This window comes from Acidocella sp. (genome assembly GCF_036489515.1).
GTDB lineage: Bacteria > Pseudomonadota > Alphaproteobacteria > Acetobacterales > Acetobacteraceae > Acidocella.
In genome coordinates this window covers 1-25,223 of the sequence record NZ_DASXFO010000050.1, presented here as the reverse complement: position 1 = coordinate 25,223, position 25,223 = coordinate 1, and the positions used below count along the sequence as shown (strand labels likewise).

The following is a 25,223-nucleotide window of genomic DNA, read 5'->3' as shown; positions in this document are numbered from 1 at the left end:
GCTGCAGCGCAGCCTGCGCGAGATCGATATTCTGCTCCCCCTCTCCTCTGCGGCGCTTGAAGTCGTGATGCGCGAGGTGTTGCGGCGCAACCGGATCAGCACCGGGCTTGTCTATCTCCAGATCAGCCGCGGCGTGGCGCGACGCGACCATGCGTTTCCCGCCACACCGGTGCGCCCCAGCCTGATCGTCACCGCGCGGCACCGCCCTGCCCCGCCGCGCGACGCCGCCGCCTGGGCGGGCAGCGCAATCACCCTGCCGGACGAGCGCTGGGCGCGCTGCGACATCAAATCCACCAACCTGCTGCCCAACGTCCTGGCCAAGCAGAAGGCCCGCCAGGCCGGCGCCTATGAGGCGATCCTCTACGATGCCGCGCAAACCATCACCGAGGGCGCGTCCTCCTCGGTCTGGATGGTGGACGGCAACGGCGCGCTTCTGACGCGTAAGCTCGGCCACGAAATCCTGCCGGGCTGCACCCGCGCCGCTTTGCTCGAGGAGCTGCGCACGACCAACATTGCGGTCTCGGAAGCCTCCTTCACCCTGGCCGAGCTGCGGCGCGCCAGAGAAATCTTCGTCACCAGCGCCACCTCCTTCGTCAAGCCGATCATCCGGCTGGACGGCGCGCCAGTCGGCGACGGCGTCCCCGGCCCGGTCACAACGTCCCTGTTCCAATGCTACACGCGCCATATGCAGGAAGCGTGAGGCTGGAAATCGACATCGCCCCGGCGCTGGGCGAACGGCGCGGGAGCTTCGTGCTCCTGCACGGCGCTTGGTGCTGGAACTGGTATTTCAAGCCGTTTTTCCGCCCCTATTTCGCGGCCAACGGGTTCGACGTGATCGCCTTCAGCCTGCGCGGCCATGGCGGCAGCGAGGGCCGCGAGCTGCTCAACGGTTTTTCCATCGACGATTACGTGGAGGATCTGCGTGGCGTGGTGGCGACGGTCGAGCGGCCGGTGGTGGTCGGCCATTCGATGGGCGGCTTCGTGCTGCAGACCTATCTGACGCAGGCCTCCCTGCGTGGCGCCGTCCTGCTGGCCAGCGCCCCGCCCCGGCCGATGCCGGGGGGCCTGATCAAATCCCTGATCGCCCAGCCGCTGAATGTGTTCCGCGCGGCACGACAGGGGGCGGAATTCAATCGCAATATGTTGCGGCAAAAAATGTTTTCGCGCGGGCCGGAAGATAAATCGATGGATGCGTATCTGGAGAACGTGCAGCCCGAGAGCTCGCGGGTCGCCGCTTCGATGCTGACCCGCAACATCGCGCATCCCGAGACCATCGGCACCCCAATCCAGGTGATCGGGGCCGGACGCGACCGGCTGGTGCCGCCCGAGGCGGTGGCGCTGACCGCGCGGGCCTATCGCACCCAGCCCGTGATGTTTGACGCCATGTCGCATATGCTGATGCTGGAACCACACTGGCGCGACGTCGCCGATGCCATCCTGCGCTTCGAGGCCAGCCTGCCGGCTTAGCAAGCCGGCCATGGGCTGTGTCGCCGACAACGCCCACAGCCCAGCATAAACAAAAATTTTTGCGCCGCTTTTTTTAAACGATTTTCCCCTCGAAAGGCGGCAGATAATCCGCGGCGTCGAACTCGATCACCCAGAGGTCGGAATCGTAGGAGACCTGTTTATTCACATACGCATCGGTCGCCGCGTCGCTCACCGGCGCCGGCCCAGTGCCGCGCATCCAGGCGAGCTCGCCCTCTGCGTCGCGGAACTGCGAGAGCACGACATTGCCGGTGCGCCCGTGCAGGATCACCAGCACGCCGCCCGCGTCGGGGTCGCCCTTGCGCACCACCAGGCCCGGCTTGCCGTCCACCGCGCCCATCCGCAGCGCGGCGGAAACCCACACGCCTGCCTTGATCCGCGCCTCACCCATGCTAATCCCTGACCTTATGCAAGCCTGCCGTCACCACGGCAGGCTTGGTCTCACTCTGCTCAAGACCGGTGACTTGCTCAACCCCTGAAGGATGTCCGCATGGCCCGTCCGGCCCTCGTCGCTGCCTCGCTGTTCGCGCTCCTTGGCACAACACCTGCGGCCCATGCCGCGGACAAGATCACCTTCGGCCTGGATTGGATCGCCGAGCCCGAATATGGCGGTTATTACGAGGCGCTGGCCGAGGGCATCTACCAGAAATACGGGCTGGACGTGACCATCGTGCCGGGCGGGCCGGAGGTGAACAACGCGCAGCGCCTGATCGGCGGGCGGCTGACCTTCGACATCACCTCCAACTCCTTCCTGGCGCTGAATTTCGTGCAGGAGCACATCCCCTTCGTCGCGATCGCCGCCGGGTTCCAGAAAGACCCGGACGCGCTGATCGCGCATCCCGGAGCGGGCAATGACAGCTTCGCCGCCCTCCGGGGCAAGCCGATCGCGGTTTCCGCCGATACCCGCGCCAGCTGGTGGAACTATCTGAAAGCCAAATACGGCTATTCCGACGCGCAGCTGCGCCCCTACGGCTACAGCCTGGCACCGTATTTCACCAACCAGCGGGACATCCAGGAAGCCTATGTGACCGACGAGCCTTTTCTGGTCCACGAGCAGACCGGGCAATGGCCGGTGGTGATGATGCTCTCCGATTCCGGGTTCAACGGCTATGCCAGCCTGATCGCCACCTCGGAGAAATTGGTAAAGACCGATCCCGGCCTGGTGCAGCGTTTCATCGATGCCTCGACGCAAGGGTGGTACGACTATCTCTACGGCAACCCCGCGCCGGCCTTCGCCGCCATCGCGCAGGCCAATCCGGACATGACGCCGGCGCTGATGCAATACGGCTACGACCAGCTGAAAGAGCGCGGCATCGTCGATTCCGGCGACACCAAAACGCTCGGCATCTACGCCATGACCGATGCGCGCTGGAAATCCTTCTTCACGCAGATGGTCGCCACCGGCATGTACGATCCATCGATGAACTATCAGGCCGGCTACACGCTGCAATTCATCGATCACGGCGTCGGCCTGAACAAGTAATGTTCACCCTCCATGCCGTCGGCAAGACCTTTCCGGACGGGCTGCGCGCGCTCGACGCAATCACCGCCGAGATCGGCGCCGGGGAATTCGTCGCCCTGCTCGGCCCGTCCGGCTGCGGCAAGTCGACCCTGCTGCGGCTGCTGGCCGGGCTGGAGCGCCCCAGCGACGGGAGCATCAGCTGGGAGAGCGGACGGCAGCCGGGGCCCGGCGATATCGGCTATGTGTTCCAGGACGCCACATTGCTGCCCTGGGCCGATGCCGCGAGCAATGTGTTTTTGCCCCTCCGCCTGCGCGGGGTGAGCCGGGCGGAAGCGGCGCCGCGCATTGCCACGATGCTCGAACAGGTAGGCTTGGCCGACTTCGCCCACACCATGCCGCAAGCTTTGTCGGGCGGCATGCGCATGCGCGTCTCCATCGCCCGCGCGCTGATCTCCGACCCGCTGCTGCTGCTGATGGACGAGCCTTTCGCGGCGCTGGACGAGTTCACCCGGCACCGCTTGCAGGAGGATCTGCGCGGCCTCTGGCGGCGCAGCGGCAAGACCATCGTCTTTGTGACGCATTCGATCTACGAGGCAGCCTTCCTCGCCAGCCGCATTCTGGTGATGTCACCGCGGCCGGGGCGCATCGCCGCCGATTTTTCCACGCCCCTGCCCGACGGGGCGGCGCGCCGCGGCAGCCCCGAATATGCGGCGCTGGTCGCCGACATTACGGAAACATTCCGACGGGTGATGCCGGCATGAACCGAAGCAAGCAAAAAGGAGACTTCTTTTTGTGAACAAAAAGAAGCAAAAAAACTTTATGAATGCCGGGCCTGGGGCGTTGTCGCCGACAACGCCCCAGGCCCGGCATCGCAAAAATTTTTGCGCCGCTTTTTTTAAAAAGCGGCCGCTTGCTTCTCTCGAGCGCGCCGCGCCGTTCCTGTTCGGGCTCATCGCCCTGGCGCTCTGGCAGGGGGCGGTCTGGGCGTTGCGTGTGCCGCCTTACGTGTTGCCGGGGCCGCTCGCCATCGGGGCGGCCTATTTCGGCGACTACCGGGTGCTCGACCCTGCTTTGCTCTCCACCCTCACCGTGACCCTCACCGCTCTGGCCGCCGCGACCGCCATCGGCGTGACGCTGGCGGTGGCGATGGCGGCGAGCCCGCTGTTCCGCGCCGCCGTCCAGCCCTGGGCGGTGATCCTGCAGGTGACGCCGGTGGTGGCGATCGCGCCACTGATCATCATCTGGGTCAACCAACCCTTCATCGCCTTGGTGGTCTGCGCCACCATCGTCGCGTTCTTTCCCATCCTCTCCAACACCGCCGCAGGGCTGGCGGCCACGCCGCCGGAACTGCTCGACCTGTTCCGGCTGAACGGCGCCTCCCGATGGCAGATTTTGCTGCTGCTCCGCCTGCCCTCGGCCTTGCCGGCTTTTCTGGTGGGCTTGCGCATCTCCGGGACCCTGGCGCTGGTGGGCGCGGTGGTGGCGGAATTCGTGGCCGGCTCGGGCGGCTTCGCCTCGGGTCTTGCCTACAGCATCATCGAGGCGAGCTACCGGCTGGAAATCCCGCGCATGTTCGCGGCCCTGGTGCTGCTCGGGGTCAGCGGCGTCGTGATCTATGCTTTGCTTGGGTTGCTCGCCCGGATGCTGCTGCGGCGGCGCGGAAGCGCTTGAGTTTTTCGCTTTGTTCTGCGAGGTTTCGGCCGAAATCCGGAGACCTTCATGACCACCACGACCGACAAGAAACTCACCAAGGGCCAGCTCGCCTATGAGCAGGAGCGCGCCCGCAAAGCCGGCAAAAGCTTCGAGGAGTGGATGAAGGACAAAGCCAAGGCCGAGGCGGAAGCCGCCAAGAAGGCCGCGCCGAAAGTCGAGAAGAAACCCGGCCTGTTCAGCCGCCTGCTCGACCGCGCGCATAAGCCGCTTTAGGAAGAAAGAAAGTGGCCGCTTTTTAAAAAAAGCGGCGCAAAAACTTTTTTTATGCTGGGCCATGGGCGTTGTCGCCGATACAGCCCATAGCCCGAAGGAGCAAAAAACTACTTTTTGTTCACAAAAAGTAGCCTTTCTATCCTTGCCAAGCATCAGCTAATCAAGCAGGTGCGCATACTTTGCCAGGAACCGATAGCTGGCGCGGCTGCCGACATACCCGCCATTCGCCACGGCTATTTCATTGAAGCGCCGCAGCCTGGCGGCATCTTCGGCGGTCACCGCGGGCGCGTTGCCCAAGACCTCGCCATGCAACTCCTCCACCGTCGCCAGCAGATCATCAGGCTCATTGTCCTCAATCACGAGGTCCGCTTTGTCGTAGGCGCTTTGGAATTGGCTCCAACCCGCGGCGCCGCTGAACATTTCGGCAAAGCTCAAGTACCTCCCGTCACTGCGACGGCGCACCAGCTTCGGAAGATAGATGTCATCCAGATACCAGTTCGGGATGCCGATCGGACTCCAATTGGTCAGGGCGCAACGCTTGCCGAAGATCGGCGGCACCACACTGAAGCCGGAGTTCGTTCCGATAAAATACTGGCACTCCGCGCAGAGCAGGATATCCATTTCGGGCGACCGATGGACACTGGTCGCGTAATCGATCACCCGCTCCTGCGGCGGGATCTTCGCCATCGTCGGATCGCCGCCGCGAACCACCCATCCGCCCTGGCCAAGAACAAAATCGATCACCTTCCGGTAGGTACCGATATCGGCATTGCGGGTGCCCGGATGGTGCTTATGCCAGGAGGCGTGATAGCCGGGCTCCCGGACATGCAGCACCACGAACCAGGCATCCATCGGTAATCCATAGACCGCCTGCATCGCCCGCCGAAACAACCGCCGATCGTCGGCCGTCGGCGTATGCAGAGCGGGGCGCCCCTCGGCTTTCCACGCGGCCTCGACCGCCGCGCCGAACGGCGCGAACCAGCGGGTCCGCCCGGTTTCATCCGGGCCGAACCAGAACGGTTGGGACAAGTTCGCCCGAATGTAGTCGCGCGTGCTCTGGTCCAGTCTCTTGTAATCCTCGCCGTGCACGAGCTCGTCCACCGCCGCGTCGGGTGAGCTGCTGGCGACGATTTGCACATGCTCACCGAAATACCGAAACATCGGCCAACCCGACGGCGGCGTTAGCGGATTATAAGCCAGCAGCGCCGTCTTTTTGGGAAACCAGCCAAGATGTGCCGCCTTGATGTACGTATCTATAAACGCGACATGCCCGATCGCCAGAAGCCACGTACGATCGAGCACGCGAAACCCCGATTCCTTAAGCCCCCAGCGGGCCAAATCGAAATGCTTAAACTCCTCCAAAGCGGCGAACCATTTTTCGCATTCATGGTAGTGGCCGGCAAGAAACGCGGTGACCCCGATTTGCAGCCGCAGGAGCACATCCTCCGGCGTCTTATTGAGCGCCGCAAGATACGCCTCCATCGCCAAAGCGTGACGCCCGCGGGCCAACGCTGCGTTTCCCATATTCGCGATATGCGTCTCCGGCAGCGACGAATATTTCAGCCATCCGAGACGGATCAACGTGGTTGCGACGATCAGCTGTTTATAAACGATAAAACGGGCGAATCTTAACAAGCCGAGGCGCCGCAGCACGCTCTTCAGGTTCACAGCGCAGAACTCCCTATTTGAAATTGTAGGGTTTGATGGAGTCCACGCCGTAGGGCGCCAGCGCCGAACAAATCCGATCTTCCCAACCCGGATAGGGAAAAGCGGTGCGCAGCACTGTCCCTGCACGAACCGTCTCGAGCACCTGCGTCGTCGTGCGGATCGGCACCGCAAAAGCGAGCGGTGCGTAATGGCCCGCCTTCACCGGATCGTCATCGACCAGCATGTCAACATCGCCGTCCAGGCCGGTGTAATTCAGAAAATTCAGTTGAATATGCGCGGCACCTACAGCGACAAGTGGTCGCGGGGCCGCTGCTACCGCCGCACGCAGATTTGCGGCAAACCTGTCCCAGCGCGCCTGGAAATCCGCGAGATCGGCCGCAGTGGTGATGTCGTCGAGCAAAGCGGGCGGCGTGTCCGCAGAGGCGGGAGCGCGCACCGACCAGGCCAATAGATTACGGGTGTCGCGGAACCTCGCGCGTTCCATGCGCAGCGGCACAAGGCCTGAGTTTTGCAGCAATGTTACGAGCGAGCCGGAGCGGAAATATGTGACATGTTCGTCCCATATCTCATGCGCAAAAAGCTCGGAGATAACCCAGTCCGTATCCGGCACCTCGATAAACGCAACGCCCTGGGGCGCCAGAAGCGCTGCCATGCCCTCCGTCATGTCTTGAATGTCGGGAACATGCTCCAAGGTGTGGCGGCAAATGATGGCGCGCGGCGCCCCATATTGCGACACCATACGGGAAGCCAAAGAGCGACCGAAATACTCGTTCATGATGGTAAAGCCAGACCCCGCCGCGCGCACCGCCAGATCTTTCGAAGGCTCGACGCCAATCAGGTTCTTGTAACCCGCCTCTCGCATCGCCCGCAGGAAGGTGCCGTCATTGGCACCGATCTCCACCACCAGATCATCGGCGCCGACTCCGAGTTCAGCCATGCTGGCGATGACACGGTGTGCGTAATCCGGCAACTGCTTCGCCGTGTCGCGCGAAATGCCGGTATAATCCAGCCGCACCTCGGCGCCGGGAACCTGACGGATCAGACCACATTGCCGGCAGTATTCCGTGAGGAGCTTGATCGGCTCCGCGGAGATCGCGCTCTGCGCCGAGGCCAGATAGCGACCGGACTGGGTCCACTCACGCGCTTGGAAGAAGGGCGCGAATTGCGTCCCCCGACATGCACCACACGCGACCACCTTACGCGTACTCTGAACGAAACATGAAGGTAATTTCAAAGCTGACGCGCGAGATTTCCCCACGCGTTAGAGAGCCGACATGCAACACGCCATAGTTGAACATGATGGGATCGCCGGGGCTGCCCCGAAAACGCTGCAGGTCCACGGTCTGCGGGTCTATTTCGGGGCTGAAGGTTAGTTTTCCGTTAATCGTCTCTGTCCTGAAGCCGCCAGGCTGGCGGTGCGATCCGGGGGCCAGCAGCAGCCCGGCTTCGTTGGACTCGCCGCAAACGGGGACCCAAGCCTTCACCCGGCTCACGCCATCTGGCACAGGAAATCCAAAATGATCCCAAAACCAGACATCGCGGTGCAAAGATCCCACATCCTCCCGCTTGTTGGGACGCGCGACTCGGAAGCAGATCTGCTCATGGCCAAGATCTTCCTCGTCCGACAGGTAGTACGGCCCGAAGGCGTCCCGGGCGTAGTCGAAAAACGACATTTGCTTGATCTCGTCCACAGCCTGCTTTGATAAGACCCGCCCCAGTTTCGACAGGAGCTTGCCATGGTCTTGGCTGTCGACGACCTTATGGTAGTCGCCAAGCCCAACGTCGGCGATGGCCGAAGCCGCGCTCGACGAGAACTCCCAAGCATTTTCAACCAGTTGAGCCTTAATCAGCTCCTCGATACGTTGGCGCTCCTCGGCCTTGAATGCAGGCCCCTGGGCCAACCCGCGGGCGCCACCGAACGCGGCTTCAGACCGCGGGGCACCAAAAAAAACATCCTGCGCTGGAAAAGGGCCAACATCGCGCAGCGATGGCGCCTCTTGCAGAACGATGTCGTTCCAAACACCAGGCACAAATGTCATTTTGAATGCAATCCAAACATGATCTTTACACTCCCTGTTTAGATGATTTACGCTACCACATCAGTTTCCCGACGGCAACGCTTTGTAACCGGGGCGCCCTCCAGGACCCCATTCACCTACCAACGGGCCCTTTCTTGCCTCGCTTTCGAACCGATACAACGCGATTCTTCAGAAGGGCACGGCGTCGTCGCGATGTTCGCGGTCTGCGCGCCGTTTATCAAGGACTCTCCGCATGAATTTTCCTGACGATTTTGTAAGACATTACAGTCTTATTTCATAGAAAAACAGCAACGATTTAACGCAATGTTTTCTACCTCCGCTGGCGATGACGCCTGTGCGCTTTCCCCAGCACGGCGACTGCCACCGGCCCAGAACCGCCAAAAGGTTTTGCGCCGCTTTTGATTGAAAAGGCGGCTACTTTCTTCTCTTCGAAGAGCTCGTCTAGAGAATGGCAATCACGCTCTAGACAGCAGCGAAATTATCGCAGACGATCAGGTCGATCACCTGCTTATGGGAGGGATTCTTGACTGAAAATGCATATGAACCGGAGAGCGGGAAGACCCGAGTCCTTGTCGTTGGCGGGTCAGGCTTTCTCGGTCGGCAGATCCTCTCCCGTCTTGGCCCGCAACGCGCATTGGGAACTTATCACCGCAATCCATTCCCGGGCGGCGTCGTGTTTGATGCGAGCCAGTCGTCGATCCATCATCTGCTCAACGGCAAACACGGGCATTTCACCCATGCCGTCCTGTTGTACGGCGCCATCGACGTCGAACGCTGCGCCACGGATCCGGTCGGAACGGCCGCCATCAACATAGACAGTATGCTGCGGGTCATAGACGCCGTGGCAGAGGCCGGTATCGTCCCCGTCTTCGCGTCCACCGATTATGTTTTCGATGGCGTTTCCGGTCTGTATCGGGAGACGGACGAACCGGAGCCCTGCACCGCGTATGGACGCCAGAAGCGGACGGTCGAACAGCGAGTGGCAAAGCTCGGTGAGCGCGCCCTCATTGCGCGGCTCTCGCGGGTGGTGGGACGCACGATTGGCACCCATAGTGTCCTGGGCCCCATGGTCGCCGACATCCGTGCCGGCAAGCCGCTTCGTTGCGCCATCGATCAACGTTTTTCGCCCGCCGACGTCGATGATGTCGCCAGCGCCTTGCTATGCTTGCTGGAAAAAAGGGCCTCAGGCCTGTTTCACGTCGCCGGCGCCGAGCGCTTCAGCCGTATGGAACTGGCGCGTTCGCTGGCCGATCATATCCACACCGTCGACCCGCGCGTGCATGCGGAATTGATTCCCTGCCGTTTGCACGAGCTGCCTTTCCATGAGCGCCGGCCCCTCGACACGTCACTTGTGACCGACAAGCTGCAGGCTAGCATTACGTGGCCTTTCCGCCGCATGGACGAGATCTGCGCTGCGGTGGCTCTGGAACAGTTCGGTCGATCCGGAGCAACGCGCCAGGGGGCCAAGTGAAAGCATTGCGTTTGTCGGTGATCCTGCCAAATCGTAACCACGCAATGCTGTTGCCGCGGGCGCTCGACGCGTTATGCCGTCAGACACGGCAAGCGGACGAGATTATCGTCGTCGACGACAACTCAACGGACACCAGCCGTGACGTCGTCAAGAACTTCATGGCGAAACTGCCGCAACTGCGTCTGCTTGAGAACGCACAGCAACTCGGCACCGTCCTCACCCTGAATCGAGGCATCAAGGAAGCCGCGGGAGAGGCGATCTATTGCGGCGCTTCCGATGACGCGATCGATCCGGATTTCATCAGCACCGTGCTCGCCGCGCTGGAAGCGCATCCTGCAGCAGCGCTCGCCTGCGCCGAAGCCCGGCTGATCAGCGAGTCCGGCACGTTTCTGGGGTACCGCCCCATCATCCTGCCGCAATACCGTCCTGGTTACGTCCCGCCGGCGGCCGCGGCGCAATTATTGGCGCGGCTTGATCACTGGGTGCTCTCGGTGGTGACGATCTACCGTCGCGATCTGCTGCTCCGCGCAGGCGGATTCGATCCGACCCTGGGATCGCTTTGCGACAGTTTCTTCGCGCGCGCTGCAGCGCTCGAACATGGATTCGCGTTCGTTCCGAAAGTTTTGGGCACCTGGAATATCCAGGACGATAGCTTCTCGCGCAGCTCATCCACCGACGTTACGGTTTTGTCACGGATGATCCAACAGGGCCAGCAGCGCATCGAGGCCGCCGAGGGGCGCATCTTTCCCGCCGGCTATGGCGACATCTTCGTGCGCCGGATGCGTTTCGCGTCCGCGCGCCTGGCGGTCTCCGCTTCCAGCTTCGATCCGGCGCTGATCGCCGGCCTCGCGCAGCAAGGCAAGGCGACCTCCTGGGTGCTGCATACGATCGCGGCCTGGCCGCGCCCGCTTCGGAAAATTGCAGCACTCGGCTGGCTGACCCTGTGCCTGCGTCCGATGTCATTGCCGCGCCTATTGGGCACCGTCATCGTCCGATCGAGACGCAGTCCGGCTGACCGCGTGCCGGGATAGACGCGCCAAAGGCGCGGGCGCTTTGCACCATTCTTGCGAATCCGCTATGTGATATGCCTGCCTTCGTCTTTTCCGTCTTCTGTAAGGTGAACATGCCAGAATCCGATCAGACCGTAGAGCCGCAATACGACGTTGTCATTCGTGCGCGCGAGAAACACGGCATCAGCCGTCTCGGGCTGATGGTCAACGAATCCTGGAACGAGGATCCGAAGCGTACCTTGTTCACCTTGGCACGCTATAAATTCGTGTCGAAAATGCTGGCGGGCCGGCGCCATGTTTTGGAAGTCGGCTGCGCCGATGCATTCGGCACACGCATCGTGCAACAGGCGGTGGGGCAAGTGACGGCGGTGGATTTCGATCCGCTCTTCATCGCTGACGTCGCCGCCCGCCATAACCCAAACTGGCCTTTGACCAGCTTCGTGCACGATCTTTTGAACGGGCCCGTGCCGGGCAGCTTCGACGGCGTTTATGCGCTCGACGTGCTGGAACACATCACCCCGGAAACCGAGGACCTGTTTGTCCGCAACGCCATCGCCTCCTTAAGTTTCGACGGCGTGGCGATTTTCGGCATGCCCTCGCTGGAATCGCAGTCGCACGCCTCGCCGCAGAGCAAAGCCGGGCATGTCAACTGCAAATCAGGCGGTGACCTCAAGGCGTTCATGCAACGGTACTTTCATACCGTATTCGTGTTCTCCATGAGCGACGAAGTGGTCCATACGGGCTTCTACCCGATGGCGCATTATCTCCTCGCGGTCGGCTGCCAGCGGCGGGAAGTCGGTTAAGAGAAGGGAAGGCCACTTTTTGTGAACAAAAAGTAGCAAAAAAACTTTATTAATCTGGGCCAGGGGCGTTGTCGCCGACGATGCCTATGGCCCAGATTAAAAGAAATTTTTGCGCCGCTTTGGCTCGAAAAGCGGCTACTTACCCGTCCGTTTCCTGCATCGTCACGAGCATGCTCGATATCATCCGGCCGCGAAAGCCTGGCCCGGTCCGAAGCACCGCAAAATAATTGGCGATCACCACGCTCGGTATACACACCGTCATCAGCACCAATGCTTGCATCAAGGCGAGCGGGTGTCGCGTGCGTATCAACCCGGCGGCGCGCCGCAGGCCACGTGCGCCGAATATCCTGAGCTCCGAGGCAGGGACGACGTTTATGGTGACGGCACTGCTTGTAACGCGCTCCAACGCGCGCGTTAGATCCAGGCATTGTTGCGTGAAATCAGCGGTGGCGTTCGGAAACCGCTCGTTCACCATGAGGATCAGCACACGGCCACAAGGTGGCGATTGCCACGCTTTACCCTCGATCAACGGGCCCAACACATCGACCTGCTCATAGGGAACGTACACAAGACCGTCATCGCCGCTTGGGGGCTCAGCCAATGATGGAGCGAGCGCCGCCGCGCATGTCTTATCCGGCGGCGTGATATGCGTGCCCCATTGGCGCTTGAAGGATGCGGGTACCCCGGCGCGCGCGCCGTCGGGCGTCCCGGACATCTTCCTGGTGAGCGCCTGAAAATCCGGCCAGCGAGGACTTACGACGCTTTTGAGAGCAGGTTCCAGCAGCGTGACGCGCACGACCTGCCGCCAGCGATTCCGCTGGCCGCGCCAGCCGGCTCTATAAAAGCCTAGCCGAAGATCCTGCGCCGTCAGGTCGGGCGGATACGCCCCTGATAAAATTTTGAAGGCAGCAACCGCACCGCACCAATACTGGTGGGCCCGATGTGGCTGCGGACGATTTGAGAGATGGCGTTGCACCTCGGCGACAAAGCTCTCGGCGGATGCGGTGGTTTCCTGCAGTGCCGCAGGTATCTCACCCATGTGATAGACGATCGTGCTGGCCACATTGCGACGATGATGTGCCGTCGTCCATTGGGAAAGCCGCTTTGCCAGGTCCGACGGCCGGTCCTTTCCTGTCCTGATGCTCGCGGCCTCATGCGCCAACGGTTGCAACTCCACGACCAGATAATGGTCGGAATCCGTCACCGTGACGATGTTCTCGACGGAACACATTTCCGGAACGAATGAGTAGTCGACCGAACTGCCTATCACAAAGTCGGTGTGCTCAGGCCGCACACAGATCGGGTGCAACAGAAAGAACCGCCCGATCAGCGCATCGGGGCCGACCCGCCAGAACAGGCAGTTGCAATCGAGGTTATAACTTTGCGGATTGTCCGGCATGTTCGCGAGTGTCTTGGGGTGGAGCCGCGTGAGCGCGCTCGTCATCAGGTCGCGCGGCCGTAGCGTCAGCACGCCATCGACGGGTGACGGCAGATGCAGGTCGTCATCAACCACCCGGAAGTTGCCGGCCTGGACCGCGCTGACCCCGCCGATCATCAGCGACAGAACATGATCCAGCGAGCCGTCCGCCATCACATAATCCGAAACCAGCATGAAGAAGCAGGTGTCCACGGCGCTCTGGCCCGCGGCGCGAATCGCGCGGGCATAGGCAAGCGTTATGGTCACCGTATGCAGATTTCGAACGATCAAATCGTCAATGAGGCGGATGCTGACTGTGCAGACGCTTCTGAGACGAGCCAGATCGGGGGAGGATAACAGGAATTCCGCGTCGTCACGGCTGGTCAGAAACTCCAGCTCACACGGAATCCGGGCGGCAACGGCCGGAATGTTGCCCGGTGCCAGCAGGGTCGGCAGCGACAGGTCGATAAATTGCTGAATATAGCGACGGCCCCAGACCGGCAACAAAAGCTTCGCCGCAGCGGGAGGAGGACGGTTGTGCATCAGTTCAACCATGATGAGGCAAGTAAGCGGCCGCTTTTTGAAAAAAGCGGCGCAAAAACTTTTGTTTATGCTGGGCCATGGGCTGTGTCGACGACAGCGCCCATAGCCCAGCATTATAAAAGTTTTTTTGCTTCTTTTTGTTCACAAAAAGAAGTCCTCCTTTTCCTGTCATTCGAAGAAAATGAACTCGTGGTCTCCGGAATATCCGGTCTTTTTGAACAGGAACTCCCATTCTTCCGGGGTATGGAAGGCGCGGCATGTCAGCTGCCAGTACATGAGATTCACCTTCTCGGATTCGTTTCGGTATCCTTCGACGCAAAGATACTTGCCGCCGCGGGCGACCCGCTCCATCTCGCCCAGCGCGGCCCAGAGATCCGCCAGGTACAAATTGTGCAGAGTCGTGATCGACACCACCAGGTCGAAATGCTGGTCCGGCCAGGGCAGCTTCGCCGCCGTTCCCTGGACGATCCGATCCTTGACCGTTTCCATCGCATGCTCGATCGCGTAGGCGGAGATGTCGATGCCCTGCACTTCGAGCCCCGGCACTGCCTCCATCAGATCATGCATCAGAAAGCCTTTGCCGGCGCCGACATCCAGCACCCGCATGCCCGGCTTCAGGCCGTAGGCGGCGGCCATGGCGTCCGCCACCTTCCGCCAGCGCCCGTCATAGCGATAGCCGCCATAGCCGGTCTGCCGGCTGCCGTCCCAGTAGTCGTAACCGAACTTGATCGCGAGTTCGGCAACCTCGGCCTTGTCGCGCTCGGTCACCCGCGCCAGGTAGTCCCGTTTCGTCGATTTGTGGATCAGGCTCACGAATTCACGGTATGCCACCGTTCAGTCTCCCTTATCTGCAATCGGCTTCAGCATCGCGGCGGCACGCTCCAGTTGCCCTTCATAGTGCGCCGCCGTTTTGGTCCCCTCCGCGAAGGCGCGCCGCGCCGCGCCTTCGGGCAAAAATTCATTCAGGATGATGCAGGCCCATTTCACCCGATAGGCGTCGAGCAGCATGGCGCAGCGCGCCTCATGCCACGGCGCCAAATGAAGGCCCGCGACCAGACGCTTGACGAAGGCGTCGAAGGTCGAAACCGGCACCGGCACCGGTATTTCCGGTTGGCAGAAGAAATCGCAGGCGAGTTTCGCCGGATCGTCGCGGCCGGCATATTCAAAATCAAGAAACCCCACCGCCGTGTCGCAGACCAGGGCGTTGTGGAAACCGAAATCCGATGGCGAGACGCAGAGTTCGTCCGGGGCCAGACGGGTCTCCGGGGTGAGACCGAGTTGCGCGGCGCGTGCCGCCAGTTGCTTGCGGACCGCGGCCCAGGCCGGCTCCAGCTTGGCGCGGACAAAATTTTCGGCGGCGTCTCGGTGCGGCACGTCGGAGGCAAGCCGGCCGAGCCGGGCGACCCGCCTTGCCACCGTCGCCTCGTGCTCCTCCAGGCTGAAACAGGCTTCGGAGGCCGGCGCCAAAACCTCCGCCTGTCGGGGCGATGCATTGAGCGCCAGCACGAAATCAAGCGCCGCGTCGAGATGAAGCGGGCCGAGCTCGGCCACCGCCAATCGGCGTCCGGGCAGATAGCCGTACAACCCGGCCCGGAGTTCACGATCACAGGCGATCGGACGAGGAATGTTACGAATGCCTCGTTCCCAGGCATAGGTCAGGAAGGCAAATTCCGCGCCCAAGCGGTCGCGCTGATCACCCGGATCGGTGTGATACAGCTTCAGCACCAGCTGCTTCCCCTCAGTGGTGACCAGGAACGTGCGATTATTGCGCCCGCCCGTGAGCCTGGACAGCGCCACCGGCGGCGGCAGTCCGGCTGTTGCGATGACAGAAACGGCCGCGGCGTGGGGATCGGTCGTCATCGAGCAAGCGTAGGGGAAGACTTCTTTTTGTGAACAAAAAGAAGCAAAAAAACTTTGTTATGCTGGGCCATGGGCTGTGTCGGCGACAACGCCCATGGCCCAGCACAGCCAAAAGTTTTTGCGCCGCTTTTTTCAAAAAGCGGCTGCTTTCTTGAAGTCATCATGCTCTAGGCTGCGCTGTCCAGCAGCGCCGCGCCAATCGCGGACCACGACGCATAGCTCGCAAACCGGTGGTCTTTCCACACCCCGTCCGGGTAGTGCCCCTCAGGGTCGAACAGGATGCGCTGCGTTACGGGCGGGAAATCTGGCATGGCGAGTATTTCCGGCAGGTCATCGATGAACACGTCGCACTCCAGAGCGGCGATGCGCGCGATTTTCGCCTGCTTGGTCAGCTCCAGCCAGACATCCGCCTCGCGCAAGGGGCTGGCCTCCCCGTTCAGCAGGCCATGGCGGGCCAGGAAGCTGCGCGCGGCTTCGTGCAAATCATAAGCCGGGCCGGCAAAGGGCTCACGCGTCCGATGGCTGACCATCACGAGGCTATGCCCGGCGGCGCGCAAGGCAAGCAGGCATTCCACAAGGCCCGGGAAAGGTGCGGCATGCGCCATGCCGGGGCCGTAAACATAGCCCTGCAGCAGGGTGAAATCGCTGTCTTGGCCGCGCGCGCGCAGATGTTCGCGGACGCTGGTCTTGTCGCGCGCCAGTTCGGGCGGGATCAAGCCACGCACGAGCGCCGCCGCATGGAAGGCGCCATCATAGCAGGCGATGGTGTTGTCGAAATCGATCCCGATCCGCATGGTCCGCCTGATCACGCCGTCATATCGATCAACGGGCGGCCGACCCGCCCGGCCTCCAGATCCTCCAGCGCCTGATTGGTCTCGGCCAGCTTATAGGGCGCCGACAAAAGGCCGCTCGGGTCGAAATGCAGCGCGGTCAACAGACGGGCGAAACGCGCATAGTCACGGTCCGGCACACTGTCACCGCCCCAGGTTCCGAGCAGGCTCTTGCCCTGGTTGAACTGGCCGGGATCGACCGTGAGGGTCGCGCCGTGCCTGGCATTGCCGATCACCACGGCGCGTCCGCCTTGCGCACGGGTCACCCCAAGGGCCTGCGCCATGACCTCCGGCAGGCCCGTGGCTTCGACGGCGACATCCACACCGCCCGGCACGAGCGCGCGAATGGCGGCAGCGGGATCGCCGGCGAGCGGGTCGATCGCCGCCGTGGCGCCGTAGCGCAGAGCGAGGGCGCGGCGTTCGGCACTGGGATCGACGGCGATGATCGGCATGGCGCCCGAAAACGCAGCACCCATGCAGGCGCTCAAGCCAATCCCGCCGGTGCCGAACACCGCCACCGTCTCGCCGGCCTTGACCTCGGCCACATTGAAGACCGCCCCCATGCCGGTCGGCGCCGCGCAGCCCAGAAGGATCGCGACATCCATCCCGATGCCAGGCGGGAGCAGGGTCAAGCGGTTCTCACTGACGACCGCATGGCGCTGGAAAGTGGTCACGCCACCGGCATTCACGAGTTTATCGTCCCAGCGATACTGAGCCCCGCCGGCCTCGATCCCGCTGCCCTTGATCCATGACAGGACCACGCGTTCACCAACCTTCACCTTGGCGACCCCGAGCCCGATGTCACGAACCGTGCCGGTCCCCTCATGGCCGAGGCAATGGGGCACCCAGCGATCCTCCCCCTTGCGGCCGCGCCATTCGGCGACTTGCGTGCCACAGGCGCCGGAATAGGCCAGCTCCACCAGCACCTGGCCGGGTTTCAGCTGGGGAATTTCAAGCTCGGCCAGAACCAAAGGCTGGCCGGTCTGCACGAGAATGGCGGCTTCTGTACGCATCGGGGGATTTATCCTGTTTGCAAGTCAGCCGAGCGCTTTGAGGACACGTCCCGCGATATGCCTGGCGTCGAGGCCGAGCTGCTCGCGCGCGTATTCCTGTTCGCCCGCCTGTTTGAAGAACGCGTCCGGCGTACCGAAACGCAGGAAACGCCGGGGAACCACGGCGTGATCCATGGCCCATTCACTGATCGCCGCACCCAGGCCGCCGATCAGGGAGTGCTCCTCGATGGAGGCCACCAGGCCGAAGCGGGCAAAGGCGTGGCGCAGGAAATCCGTATCCAGCGGCTTGACGGTGTGGAAGCTCACCACCTGCGCGCTGATGCCATTTTCGCGCAGGATGGCGGCGGCGCTCAGCACTTCGGGCAGCATGTTGCCGGTCGAGAGCAGGCAGACATCCTGCCCCTCTGCGACCACCAAAGCGCGGCCGATGGCGAAGTCAGCCGGCACGTCGGCATGGACCTTCGGCTCGCCGCGCTTGCCCATGCGGATGTAGACGGGCCGGTCCTGGGCCAATGCCGCCCGCATCGCCGCACGCACCTCCCAGGCGTCGCCAGGGCAGAGGACGACCATGTTGGGCAAAGCGCGGAGGAAGGCGACATCCTCGCAGGCGTGGTGCGTCGGCCCCAGCCCGGCATAGGAGAGGCCAGCCCCCACCGCGACGATGATGACCGGCACATCATGGTAGCAGACATCCGTACGGATCTGCTCCAGACAGCGGGTCGTCACAAACGGGGTGATGGTATACGTCACCGGCCGCAGACCGGAGAGCGCCATGCCGGCGGCGACACCGGTCATGTTCTGCTCGGCGACACCGCAATTATAAAAGCGGTCCGGGTGCGCCGCGCGGAACTTGTCGAACAGCCGGTTGCCGATATCACCGGACAACAGCACAAGCCGCGGGTCAGTGGCGCCGAGACGGGTCAGTTCATCAGCGAAAGCATTCCTCATGCGAGTCCCAGCTCCGTGTAGGCTTGCGCGACTTCTTCGGCGGTCGGTGCCCGGTAGTGCCAGTTGTTATCGTCTTCCATGAAAGAAACGCCTTTGCCTTTCACCGTATGCGCGATCAGGGCGACCGGCCGGCCGGAGCCGTTGGGCACGGCGCGCATCCGGGCGGCCAGCGCGCCGACATCGTGCCCGTCTATTTCCTGAGCATCCCAGCCGAACGACTCCCATTTCTCCCGCAAGGGTGCGAGCTGCAAGGTTTCGTTGGAGCGCGCCGTGGCCTGCCATTTGTTGTAATCAACAATCACGCAGACGTTATCCAGTTTTTGCGCCGCAGCGAACATCGCCGCCTCCCAGACTGAACCTTCGTTGTTCTCGCCATCGGAGAGCAGCGCATAGACCCGGAACCGCTCGCCACGAATCCGCCCGGCCAGCGCCATCCCGACCCCGATCGGCAGGCCGTGGCCAAGCGAACCGGTGGCCGCCTCAACCCCCGCCAGCAACCGTGCCGGCGGATGCTCGGCGAGCAGAGCGCCATCCGTGCAATATGTATCGAGCAGCGCCTCGGGGAAAAACCCGCGATAGGCGAGCGTCGCATACAAGGCCGACGCCGCATGCCCCTTCGACAGAATGAAGCGGTCGCGCAACGGATCGTCGGGGTGCGCCGGGTCGATGCGGCAGACATCCCAGTAGGCGGCGGCGAGAATGTCGCAGCAGGAGAGGCAGGAGGCGAGATGGGCGCTGCCGGCCTTGTGCGACATCATGATCACACGCCCGCGCAGCCTGGCCGCGATCTGCTTGAGGCCCGCGACGTCAGGGGCAGACAGGGTGGTCTCAGCGATCATGGCTTGTGCTCATAACGAGTTGGTAGTGAGGGCAGCGCGTCCTTGAAGCGTTCCGTCCAGGCAATCACGTCGTCCACCCCTTCGGCAAGAGAGATACGGTCACGCCATCCAAGCTCGCTGCGTATCTTGAAGGAATCGAGCGTGTAGGCGCTGTCCTTGCCGGGCCGATCGGGCCCGATCTCGACGCAATCCTCGAAGCGCCGGCCAAGGCGCGCCAGAATGAGTTCGACGAGTTCCCGGATCGAGACCAGTTCGTAGCCCGAGATATGGTAGCAGGAACCGGGTTTCCCCAGGGTCGCGACGCGCAGCGTTGCATCGGCGACGTCGCGCATATGGATGAAGACCCGCACCGATTTGCCGCCGCCGTCGAGCCGCAGCCTCTGCCCGCCGATGGCAGCCAGGACGGTGCGCGGCACGATGCGATAGAGTTGCTGGCCGGGCCCGTACACATTGGCCGCGCGCGTGAACACGACCGGGAAATCGTAGGTCTGGAAATACGCTTGCAGCGACATGTCGGCCGCGGCCCGCGAGACCGCATAGGGCGTGGACGGATTGAAGGTTTGATCCTCCCGCACCCAACCCTCGGTGGAGCCATAGACCTCCGGCGTCGTCACATGAACGTAGCGTTCGAGGAAATCGCACCGCCGCAGGCGCTCGTGCAGGCGCACGGTGGAGACGACATTGGTCATCATCCAGTGGTCGGGATTGACCCAGCTTTCTCCGACCATGCTCTGCGCGGCGAAGTTGACGACATGGGTCGGGCGCTCCTGCCGCAACAGCTCATCCAGGCGATCAAGGTTGTGGTTCAAATCGATGCGCTCGAACCGCATTTCGCTTTTGCGGGCGTGCCAACGGTAGGGCAGCAGCGCCAGATCCGGTTCCGCGGAGCGGCTGGTGGCGAGAACCTCATGGCCTTGCGCCGCGAGATAATCGACAAACGTCGCACCGGAAAATGAATTCGACCCGAGCACCAGAAATTTTTTGGGAGCTGCCACTGCGTTCGCCTGCTGCGTTCAGATTGCGGAAAGTTGGTCGCGTTGCGTCGACAACCATTGCATGATCATGTGCCCGAAAATAAGCTGCGAATCCTCCGCGATCTGCATGTCATCGATACGCAGATGCAGCACGATATCCGCCAGCTCCTTCGCCTGGCCGCCGGAATATCCCAGCACCGCGTAGCTGCGCATGCCGATACGCCGTGCCTCTTCCAGGGCTTTCAGGATGTTAGGCGAATTGCCGCTCCCGGAGAAGACGATCAGAACATCTCCCGGCCGCGCCAGCACGCCGAGCTGCAGCGAGAAGATCTGCTCATAGCCCTCATCATTCGCCAGACATGTCAGAACCGCCGGGTTGGCCGGCAGGGCATGCGCCCGCAATCCGGAACCGGGCTGCTTGGACATGGCATAAACGAAATCGTTGGCAAGATGGACCGCGTTACCGCAGCTGCCGCCGTTACCGGCGAAGAACACCTGCCGGCCGCTGCGCCAGCAGTCCAGAAGTTCCTCCGCGAGGCGCGAGAGCGGCGCCCAGTCGAACGCCATCATCGCTTCCGTCAAGCGGCTTAAATAGGCCGCGAAATGAACGTCCGGCGGCGTCCGGCTCATGCCGCATGGCTCCGCTGCATCCATTTCAGATTGTGGAACTGCTCGCGGTCCTGGAGCGCCCCCTGACGGTACAGGCCCACGAGTTCCTTGATGGCATCCTCGACCGTATGCTTCGGGCGAAATCCGGTCGCCAGCAATCTGTCCGAGTTCACGCGATAAGAGCGCGGATCGTTGGAAGGGGTCACGATGATGCGCGCATCGACATGCTCGGCCACCATCCGTGCGATCTCCAAAATGCTGAGATTTTCGAAGCCCGCATTATAGATGCCGGCATGTTCCGGATGGTCGAGCAGGAAGACATAGAGATCGGCAATGTCTTGTATATGGATGTTGGGACGCACCTGATCGCCGCCGAACACCGTGATGACGCCGTTTGTCAGCGCCTGCATCGTCAGCATGTTGACCGAAACATCAAAGCGCATACGCGGCGAAAATCCGCACACGGTCGCCGGGCGGACGATCTGCACCACCATGTCGTCACTGTATGACAGCAGGATCCGCTCAGCGCACATCTTGGTTTTGTTGTATTCGGAAATCGGCAGCAAAATGAGGTCTTCGGTGACCTCGGACTCTTCCTTGACTCCGTAAACGCTCCCTGATGACGCGTAGATGAAACGCTTGATGCCGCGCCGCCGCGCCTGGTCGGCAAGCTGCATGGTCGCGAGACAACTGATCTCCCAGGTGAGCTTGGGATCGAGGTCCCCGCAGGGATCATTCGCGACGCTGGACAAGTGGATGATCGCATCGACGCCGTCGAGCGGCACCGCTGCGATGTCACGCACGTCGCCCTGCACCACTGTCAGGTTCGGGTGTTCGGGCAAGAAATTGCCGAACCATTGTATATCGAAAACCGTGACATCGTGCCCACGGGCAATCAGCTTGGGAACCAATACACTACCTTTGTAGCCGCAACCGCCAGTGACGAGAATTTTCATTCCATAATCCAAAATTGATGCCGAAGGGGTAGAACAACTGCGGGCTTCAAACGGATCTCGACACTCTTCGCCGAGCTTAGAAGGGGAGGACGCAATCCTTGTATGTGTAACCGCCGCAACAATCAACCGGACATCGTTACATAAAAAGTTACGTATAAGTTATATCTATAGGAGAACGTCTTAGAAAGTAGCCCATGGCCCGAAGGAGCAGAAGACTACTTTTTGTTCACAAAAATTAGTCTTCCCTTCCCTCTACAGGTTCCATCGCTCCCCCGAATCGCAGCTGCCCCCTTTCCATGTCCCTTCGTGCCTGCTCAAGACTCGCCAGATTGCCGATGTCACGATGGTACCCTTTATGTTCGACGGCAAAAATCCGCCCCAGAAACGCCGGGATGACTTCGGTTGAAAGATCCACCACGGGGCGCTCAAAGCTGGCGATGAAGTCGATGATTTCGGGCTCAAACACATACACCGCGCCATTGGCCAAATTACCCGGCGGACTCTCCTGTTTCTCATGAAATTTTTGTACGACACCGTGACGATCAAGTTCCAGGATGCCGCAAAGCTGAGGCTGGTCGGCGCGGAAAGCGAGCATGGTCATGGCGCAGCCTTGCGGGCGGTTGCTATGGGCTGCCAGCAAGTCCAAAATGCTGCAATCCGTCAGATTGTCGGCGTGGATCACCAAAAACGTGCTGTTATCAAAATAATCAGCGTTGGCGAGTACGGTGCCGCCGGTTCCAAGCAGCGCCTCCTCGTGGACCAGGTCGACCTGCTCCCGCCAAGGGCACGCCGTCACATGGCCGCGCACCTGCGCCGCGAGATAGGAGGTGTTGACCAGTGCGCGCTCCACGCCCCCCCGGAACAACAGCTCGAACCAGTAATCAAGCAACGCCCTGCCGCCGATGGGCACCAGACATTTGGGCACCGACCAGGTCACGGGCCGCAATCTTGTGCCTTGGCCAGCCGCCAGAAGGAGGGCGCGCATCAGGCCGTCGGAGCGTCGCGCTGGCCGTCGATTTCGGCTAACATATCCTGCGGCGTGAGCGGCGTGTTACCGACCCGCGAGACCTGGCACGCAGCGGCCAGCGATCCGAGATAGGTGCTGCGCCAGATATCGGCGCCCGTGCACAACGCCATCGCCGTGCTGGCAAAAAGACTGTCCCCGGCGCCCGCGACATCGCGGGGGGACGTGTTCAGAGCCGGCAGCTGGTCGGTCCGGAACTTGGCGCCCTCATGGGCATGCAACAGCAGCCCCTCTGATCCCAGGGTCACGACCACGTTCTCGGCACCGGTTTTCTGCTGCAGCTTCTCGGCGACCACGACCAATCCGGAATCGGAGTCATGCAATGCCATCCTGGCCTCGCGCTCGGTCGGGGTGAGCAGGCGCGCACCGCGGTAACGTGAAATATCGGACATCTGCGAGGATGCCTGGCTGTCGGCCGCGATCATGACGCCGCGTCGCTTGGCCTCGGCGGTAATCCCGTCGACGACCGTCTGCGGCAGACAGCCGTAGTTGAAATCGGCAAACAGCACCAGATCGGTGGTATCCAGCATCGCTTCGACCGCCGCCATCATTTGTGCGGCGAGCGCTGGAGCCACCGCGTGTTGCCGCAGATGATTAACCCGCAGCAGCGTCTTCCCCATCGTCCGATAGCGCTGCTTGAGCGGTGTCGGCCGCGTGTCATCGGTAAAGGCCAGTACTTCCACACCCTGCGCCGCCAGTTTCTCGCGCGCGAAGTCCGCACGTTCGTCGTCGCCGGCGAGGGTGACGAAGCGCACGCTCCCGCCGAGTCCATTGGCGTGCCCGGCGACGATCCCGGCCCCGCCGACAAAGGTCTTGCTCTCAATCGGGGTGACCACGATCGTCGGATCTTCCTGAGACATTCCCAGCGGATCGCATGAGATGTATTCGTCAAGGATAAGATCGCCAATCACCAAAGTCCGCAGCCCCTGGAGCTGATGCAAGACCCGGCGCAGATCGCCAAAATCGAATTCGTGCCGCTGCAGGTAATCAAACGCTTTGATCGCGGTATTGTGATTCGAATAGGCGTATTCGTGATGCAGGAGGTCGAGTGAGGAGAACTTCACTTCGCCTGAACTGAAGAGCAACTTCCCGCCATAGGCCGCAAGCACGGCGTGTTCCGGGTTGTATTGGCTCTCGTGTTCCCTGCCTTTGACGACAATCTGTGGCTGCAGGTGCGCAATGAACGACTCGGCTGGCTCTGCAAGCAGCACAGCACAATCCACGATCGAGATCGCCTGCAGGGCTTCGAGTCGCATCAGCGCGGGGACGGTGACATTCGGGCTGCCATCCGGCGTGATACCGACAACAAGAAAGTCACCGACGTCGGCCGCGAACTTCAGCAGCCTTAAATGCCCGGGATGAACGACATTGAAGTTGCCTGAAACAAAAACGACACGTCCCGCGTCCCGCGACAGCTGGCGCACATGCAGCACGTCTGAATTTTGATACTTTGCCGAAAAATTTATCTCGCTTTCCATGTTTTGGTAACACCTTCCGCAAAATCAAAGGGTGGTATATGCCACGCTACGCGATTGGTCTAAGATCGATACGATCCGGATCAGTAACGCATAAATCATGTCCAAATTCTGGTTGACGCGAGTTTGACAAGAGCACGATCGTTCGCGCTGCCCCTCTCAAAGCAGTGCTATTTCCCTGAACTGTTTTAATTTGTTCAAAAACATCCACACAAAATTTCTCTTCCGCTAAAGCAACTTACAGAATTTCGGCATGTCTATCCGTCCCATCATGGGTTTGACTGACCCTGGCGCTGCGGACGGTGTTTAGCCCCGGCACTTTCTCAAGCGTATTTATCTTGAATTTCCAGGCATCCGCTGTCCAGCATTTGTTGATCAATTCGTCGAAGAAAGTCGTTTAAGTGCCTTACGCGTGCCCACCAAAATCATGAACTGAGGTTAAGGGACGTGCGCTTCCTCGCGAAGCGAGCCAGGCAAGCAAAAAGGAAGGTTTCTTTTTGTGAACAAAAAGAAACAAAAAACTTTTTTAAGCTGGGTCATGGGGCTTTGTCGCCGACACAGCCTCAGGCCCAGCGGAGCAGAAGTTTTTGCGCCGCTTGGCTCGAAAAGCGGCCGCTTTCCTCCCTCCGCGAGGCCAGCCGCGGATCGCGGCTTTCAGTTCGGCGACGGCATCTACGAGGTCGTGTATGTGCAGGACGGGCGGCTGATCGACGCCCCACTGCACATGGCGCGGCTGCAGCGCAGCCTGCGCGAGATCGATATTCTGCTCCCCCTCTCCTCTGCGGCGCTTGAAGTCGTGATGCGCGAGGTGTTGCGGCGCAACCGGATCAGCACCGGGCTTGTCTATCTCCAGATCAGCCGCGGCGTGGCG

26 protein-coding genes are annotated in these 25,223 nt (G+C 61.6%); 10 read left to right on the top strand and 16 right to left on the bottom strand.

Annotation, left to right across the window (positions count from 1 at the left end; translation table 11 throughout):
- Together VGG47_RS08020 and VGG47_RS08015 are read left to right on the top strand one after the other, a co-directional pair.
- Positions 1-700 (top strand): aminotransferase class IV (locus tag VGG47_RS08020; protein WP_331537251.1); only part of this gene is annotated, 700 nt, incomplete at its 5' end.
- The gene (locus VGG47_RS08015) at positions 697-1,467 is read left to right on the top strand and encodes an alpha/beta hydrolase (protein ID WP_331537249.1); all 771 of its coding nucleotides are present in this window, start codon (positions 697-699) and stop codon (positions 1,465-1,467) included. The genes VGG47_RS08020 and VGG47_RS08015, both read left to right, overlap by 4 nt.
- Positions 1,468-1,540: 73 nt before the next feature.
- Here VGG47_RS08015 and VGG47_RS08010 read toward each other — a convergent pair whose 3' ends face one another.
- Positions 1,541-1,876 (bottom strand): DUF1491 family protein, encoded by a 336-nt coding sequence (locus tag VGG47_RS08010; RefSeq protein WP_331537247.1) that lies wholly within the window; start codon positions 1,874-1,876, stop codon positions 1,541-1,543.
- 99 nt (positions 1,877-1,975) lie between these two features.
- Between VGG47_RS08010 and VGG47_RS08005 the strand changes: the two genes are divergently transcribed.
- From VGG47_RS08005 to VGG47_RS07990, 4 genes are read left to right on the top strand one after another with little or no spacing between them, the layout of a single operon-like run.
- Positions 1,976-2,968: an ABC transporter substrate-binding protein gene (locus VGG47_RS08005; RefSeq protein WP_331537245.1), complete on the top strand. Its 993-nt coding sequence runs from the start codon at positions 1,976-1,978 to the stop codon at positions 2,966-2,968.
- Positions 2,968-3,708, top strand: coding sequence for an ABC transporter ATP-binding protein (locus tag VGG47_RS08000; RefSeq protein ID WP_331537243.1), 741 nt, complete (start codon positions 2,968-2,970; stop codon positions 3,706-3,708). The genes VGG47_RS08005 and VGG47_RS08000 overlap by 1 nt, the downstream gene beginning before the upstream one ends.
- 58 nt (positions 3,709-3,766) lie before the next feature.
- Positions 3,767-4,618, top strand: coding sequence for an ABC transporter permease (locus VGG47_RS07995; RefSeq protein WP_331537241.1), 852 nt, complete (start codon positions 3,767-3,769; stop codon positions 4,616-4,618).
- Between the two features lie 48 nt (positions 4,619-4,666).
- The gene (locus VGG47_RS07990) at positions 4,667-4,873 is read left to right on the top strand and encodes a hypothetical protein (protein WP_331537239.1); all 207 of its coding nucleotides are present in this window, start codon (positions 4,667-4,669) and stop codon (positions 4,871-4,873) included.
- A 156-nt stretch (positions 4,874-5,029) separates the two neighbouring features.
- Here the strand turns inward: VGG47_RS07990 and VGG47_RS07985 are convergent, their stop codons facing one another.
- From VGG47_RS07985 to VGG47_RS07975, 3 genes are read right to left on the bottom strand one after another with little or no spacing between them, the layout of a single operon-like run.
- Complete coding sequence (locus VGG47_RS07985; RefSeq protein ID WP_331537237.1) at positions 5,030-6,541, bottom strand: TIGR04372 family glycosyltransferase; 1,512 nt, start codon at positions 6,539-6,541, stop codon at positions 5,030-5,032.
- Between the two features lie 13 nt (positions 6,542-6,554).
- Positions 6,555-7,736, bottom strand: coding sequence for a class I SAM-dependent methyltransferase (locus VGG47_RS07980; protein ID WP_331537235.1), 1,182 nt, complete (start codon positions 7,734-7,736; stop codon positions 6,555-6,557).
- A 1-nt stretch (position 7,737) separates the two neighbouring features.
- A complete protein-coding gene (locus tag VGG47_RS07975; RefSeq protein WP_331537233.1) occupies positions 7,738-8,580 on the bottom strand; it encodes a hypothetical protein in 843 nt (280 codons plus the stop codon).
- Between the two features lie 523 nt (positions 8,581-9,103).
- Between VGG47_RS07975 and VGG47_RS07970 the strand changes: the two genes are divergently transcribed.
- The 3 genes from VGG47_RS07970 (at position 9,104) to VGG47_RS07960 (ending at position 11,864) form a co-directional block, all read left to right on the top strand.
- Complete coding sequence (locus tag VGG47_RS07970) at positions 9,104-10,051, top strand: SDR family oxidoreductase (RefSeq protein WP_331537231.1); 948 nt, start codon at positions 9,104-9,106, stop codon at positions 10,049-10,051.
- Positions 10,048-11,082 (top strand): glycosyltransferase family 2 protein, encoded by a 1,035-nt coding sequence (locus tag VGG47_RS07965; protein ID WP_331537229.1) that lies wholly within the window; start codon positions 10,048-10,050, stop codon positions 11,080-11,082. The genes VGG47_RS07970 and VGG47_RS07965 overlap by 4 nt, the downstream gene beginning before the upstream one ends.
- 92 nt (positions 11,083-11,174) lie before the next feature.
- Entirely contained in the window at positions 11,175-11,864 is a 690-nt protein-coding gene (locus tag VGG47_RS07960) for a class I SAM-dependent methyltransferase (protein WP_331537227.1), read from the top strand.
- Positions 11,865-12,003: 139 nt separating this feature from the next.
- Here VGG47_RS07960 and VGG47_RS07955 read toward each other — a convergent pair whose 3' ends face one another.
- From VGG47_RS07955 to VGG47_RS07900, 12 genes are all read right to left on the bottom strand, one after another.
- Positions 12,004-13,836, bottom strand: a complete 1,833-nt coding sequence (locus tag VGG47_RS07955) for a hypothetical protein (protein WP_331537225.1) — start codon at positions 13,834-13,836, stop codon at positions 12,004-12,006.
- A gap of 156 nt (positions 13,837-13,992) precedes the next feature.
- Positions 13,993-14,655: a class I SAM-dependent methyltransferase gene (locus tag VGG47_RS07950; protein ID WP_331537224.1), complete on the bottom strand. Its 663-nt coding sequence runs from the start codon at positions 14,653-14,655 to the stop codon at positions 13,993-13,995.
- 3 nt (positions 14,656-14,658) lie between these two features.
- On the bottom strand, positions 14,659-15,684 hold the full coding sequence (locus tag VGG47_RS07945) for an aminoglycoside phosphotransferase family protein (protein ID WP_331537222.1): 1,026 nt from the start codon (positions 15,682-15,684) through the stop codon (positions 14,659-14,661).
- A gap of 167 nt (positions 15,685-15,851) precedes the next feature.
- Positions 15,852-16,478 carry a hypothetical protein gene (locus VGG47_RS07940; protein WP_331537220.1) on the bottom strand — a complete coding sequence of 209 codons (627 nt, stop codon included), beginning with the start codon at positions 16,476-16,478 and terminating at the stop codon, positions 15,852-15,854.
- Positions 16,479-16,489: 11 nt separating this feature from the next.
- A complete protein-coding gene (locus tag VGG47_RS07935; protein ID WP_331537218.1) occupies positions 16,490-17,527 on the bottom strand; it encodes a zinc-binding dehydrogenase in 1,038 nt (345 codons plus the stop codon).
- Between the two features lie 24 nt (positions 17,528-17,551).
- Complete coding sequence (locus tag VGG47_RS07930) at positions 17,552-18,475, bottom strand: transketolase family protein (protein WP_331537216.1); 924 nt, start codon at positions 18,473-18,475, stop codon at positions 17,552-17,554.
- Entirely contained in the window at positions 18,472-19,314 is an 843-nt protein-coding gene (locus VGG47_RS07925; protein ID WP_331537214.1) for a transketolase, read from the bottom strand. The genes VGG47_RS07930 and VGG47_RS07925 overlap by 4 nt, the downstream gene beginning before the upstream one ends.
- Entirely contained in the window at positions 19,311-20,309 is a 999-nt protein-coding gene (locus VGG47_RS07920) for a GDP-mannose 4,6-dehydratase (protein ID WP_331537212.1), read from the bottom strand. The genes VGG47_RS07925 and VGG47_RS07920 overlap by 4 nt, the downstream gene beginning before the upstream one ends.
- Positions 20,310-20,327: 18 nt before the next feature.
- Positions 20,328-20,918, bottom strand: coding sequence for an SIS domain-containing protein (locus VGG47_RS07915; protein WP_331537210.1), 591 nt, complete (start codon positions 20,916-20,918; stop codon positions 20,328-20,330).
- A complete protein-coding gene (locus VGG47_RS07910; protein ID WP_331537208.1) occupies positions 20,915-21,853 on the bottom strand; it encodes an NAD-dependent epimerase/dehydratase family protein in 939 nt (312 codons plus the stop codon). Before VGG47_RS07910 ends, VGG47_RS07915 begins: the two co-directional genes overlap by 4 nt.
- Positions 21,854-22,088: 235 nt before the next feature.
- Entirely contained in the window at positions 22,089-22,838 is a 750-nt protein-coding gene (locus VGG47_RS07905) for a nucleotidyltransferase family protein (protein WP_331537206.1), read from the bottom strand.
- Positions 22,838-24,355, bottom strand: coding sequence for a PfkB family carbohydrate kinase (locus VGG47_RS07900; protein ID WP_331537204.1), 1,518 nt, complete (start codon positions 24,353-24,355; stop codon positions 22,838-22,840). The genes VGG47_RS07905 and VGG47_RS07900 overlap by 1 nt, the downstream gene beginning before the upstream one ends.
- Before the next feature lie 535 nt (positions 24,356-24,890).
- Between VGG47_RS07900 and VGG47_RS07895 the strand changes: the two genes are divergently transcribed.
- Positions 24,891-25,223: aminotransferase class IV (locus VGG47_RS07895; protein ID WP_331537203.1), on the top strand; the 333-nt coding region annotated here is incomplete at its 3' end.

Excerpts from the sequence above, each read along its gene's own strand:
- VGG47_RS07925 (WP_331537214.1), bottom strand. The coding sequence starts at position 19,314 with ATGATCGCTGAGACCACCCTGTCTGCCCCTGACGTCGCGGGCCTCAAG.
- VGG47_RS08000 (WP_331537243.1), top strand. The coding sequence starts at position 2,968 with ATGTTCACCCTCCATGCCGTCGGCAAGACCTTTCCGGACGGGCTGCGC.
- VGG47_RS07995 (WP_331537241.1), top strand. The coding sequence starts at position 3,767 with ATGAATGCCGGGCCTGGGGCGTTGTCGCCGACAACGCCCCAGGCCCGG.
- VGG47_RS07940 (WP_331537220.1), bottom strand. The coding sequence starts at position 16,478 with ATGCGGATCGGGATCGATTTCGACAACACCATCGCCTGCTATGATGGC.
- VGG47_RS07915 (WP_331537210.1), bottom strand. The coding sequence starts at position 20,918 with ATGAGCCGGACGCCGCCGGACGTTCATTTCGCGGCCTATTTAAGCCGC.
- VGG47_RS08010 (WP_331537247.1), bottom strand. The coding sequence starts at position 1,876 with ATGGGTGAGGCGCGGATCAAGGCAGGCGTGTGGGTTTCCGCCGCGCTG.
- VGG47_RS07960 (WP_331537227.1), top strand. The coding sequence starts at position 11,175 with ATGCCAGAATCCGATCAGACCGTAGAGCCGCAATACGACGTTGTCATT.
- VGG47_RS07975 (WP_331537233.1), bottom strand. The coding sequence starts at position 8,580 with ATGACATTTGTGCCTGGTGTTTGGAACGACATCGTTCTGCAAGAGGCG.
- VGG47_RS07935 (WP_331537218.1), bottom strand. The coding sequence starts at position 17,527 with ATGCGTACAGAAGCCGCCATTCTCGTGCAGACCGGCCAGCCTTTGGTT.
- VGG47_RS07910 (WP_331537208.1), bottom strand. The coding sequence starts at position 21,853 with ATGAAAATTCTCGTCACTGGCGGTTGCGGCTACAAAGGTAGTGTATTG.
- VGG47_RS07990 (WP_331537239.1), top strand. The coding sequence starts at position 4,667 with ATGACCACCACGACCGACAAGAAACTCACCAAGGGCCAGCTCGCCTAT.
- VGG47_RS07900 (WP_331537204.1), bottom strand. The coding sequence starts at position 24,355 with ATGGAAAGCGAGATAAATTTTTCGGCAAAGTATCAAAATTCAGACGTG.
- VGG47_RS07955 (WP_331537225.1), bottom strand. The coding sequence starts at position 13,836 with ATGGTTGAACTGATGCACAACCGTCCTCCTCCCGCTGCGGCGAAGCTT.
- VGG47_RS07945 (WP_331537222.1), bottom strand. The coding sequence starts at position 15,684 with ATGACGACCGATCCCCACGCCGCGGCCGTTTCTGTCATCGCAACAGCC.
- VGG47_RS07930 (WP_331537216.1), bottom strand. The coding sequence starts at position 18,475 with ATGAGGAATGCTTTCGCTGATGAACTGACCCGTCTCGGCGCCACTGAC.
- VGG47_RS07905 (WP_331537206.1), bottom strand. The coding sequence starts at position 22,838 with ATGCGCGCCCTCCTTCTGGCGGCTGGCCAAGGCACAAGATTGCGGCCC.
- VGG47_RS08005 (WP_331537245.1), top strand. The coding sequence starts at position 1,976 with ATGGCCCGTCCGGCCCTCGTCGCTGCCTCGCTGTTCGCGCTCCTTGGC.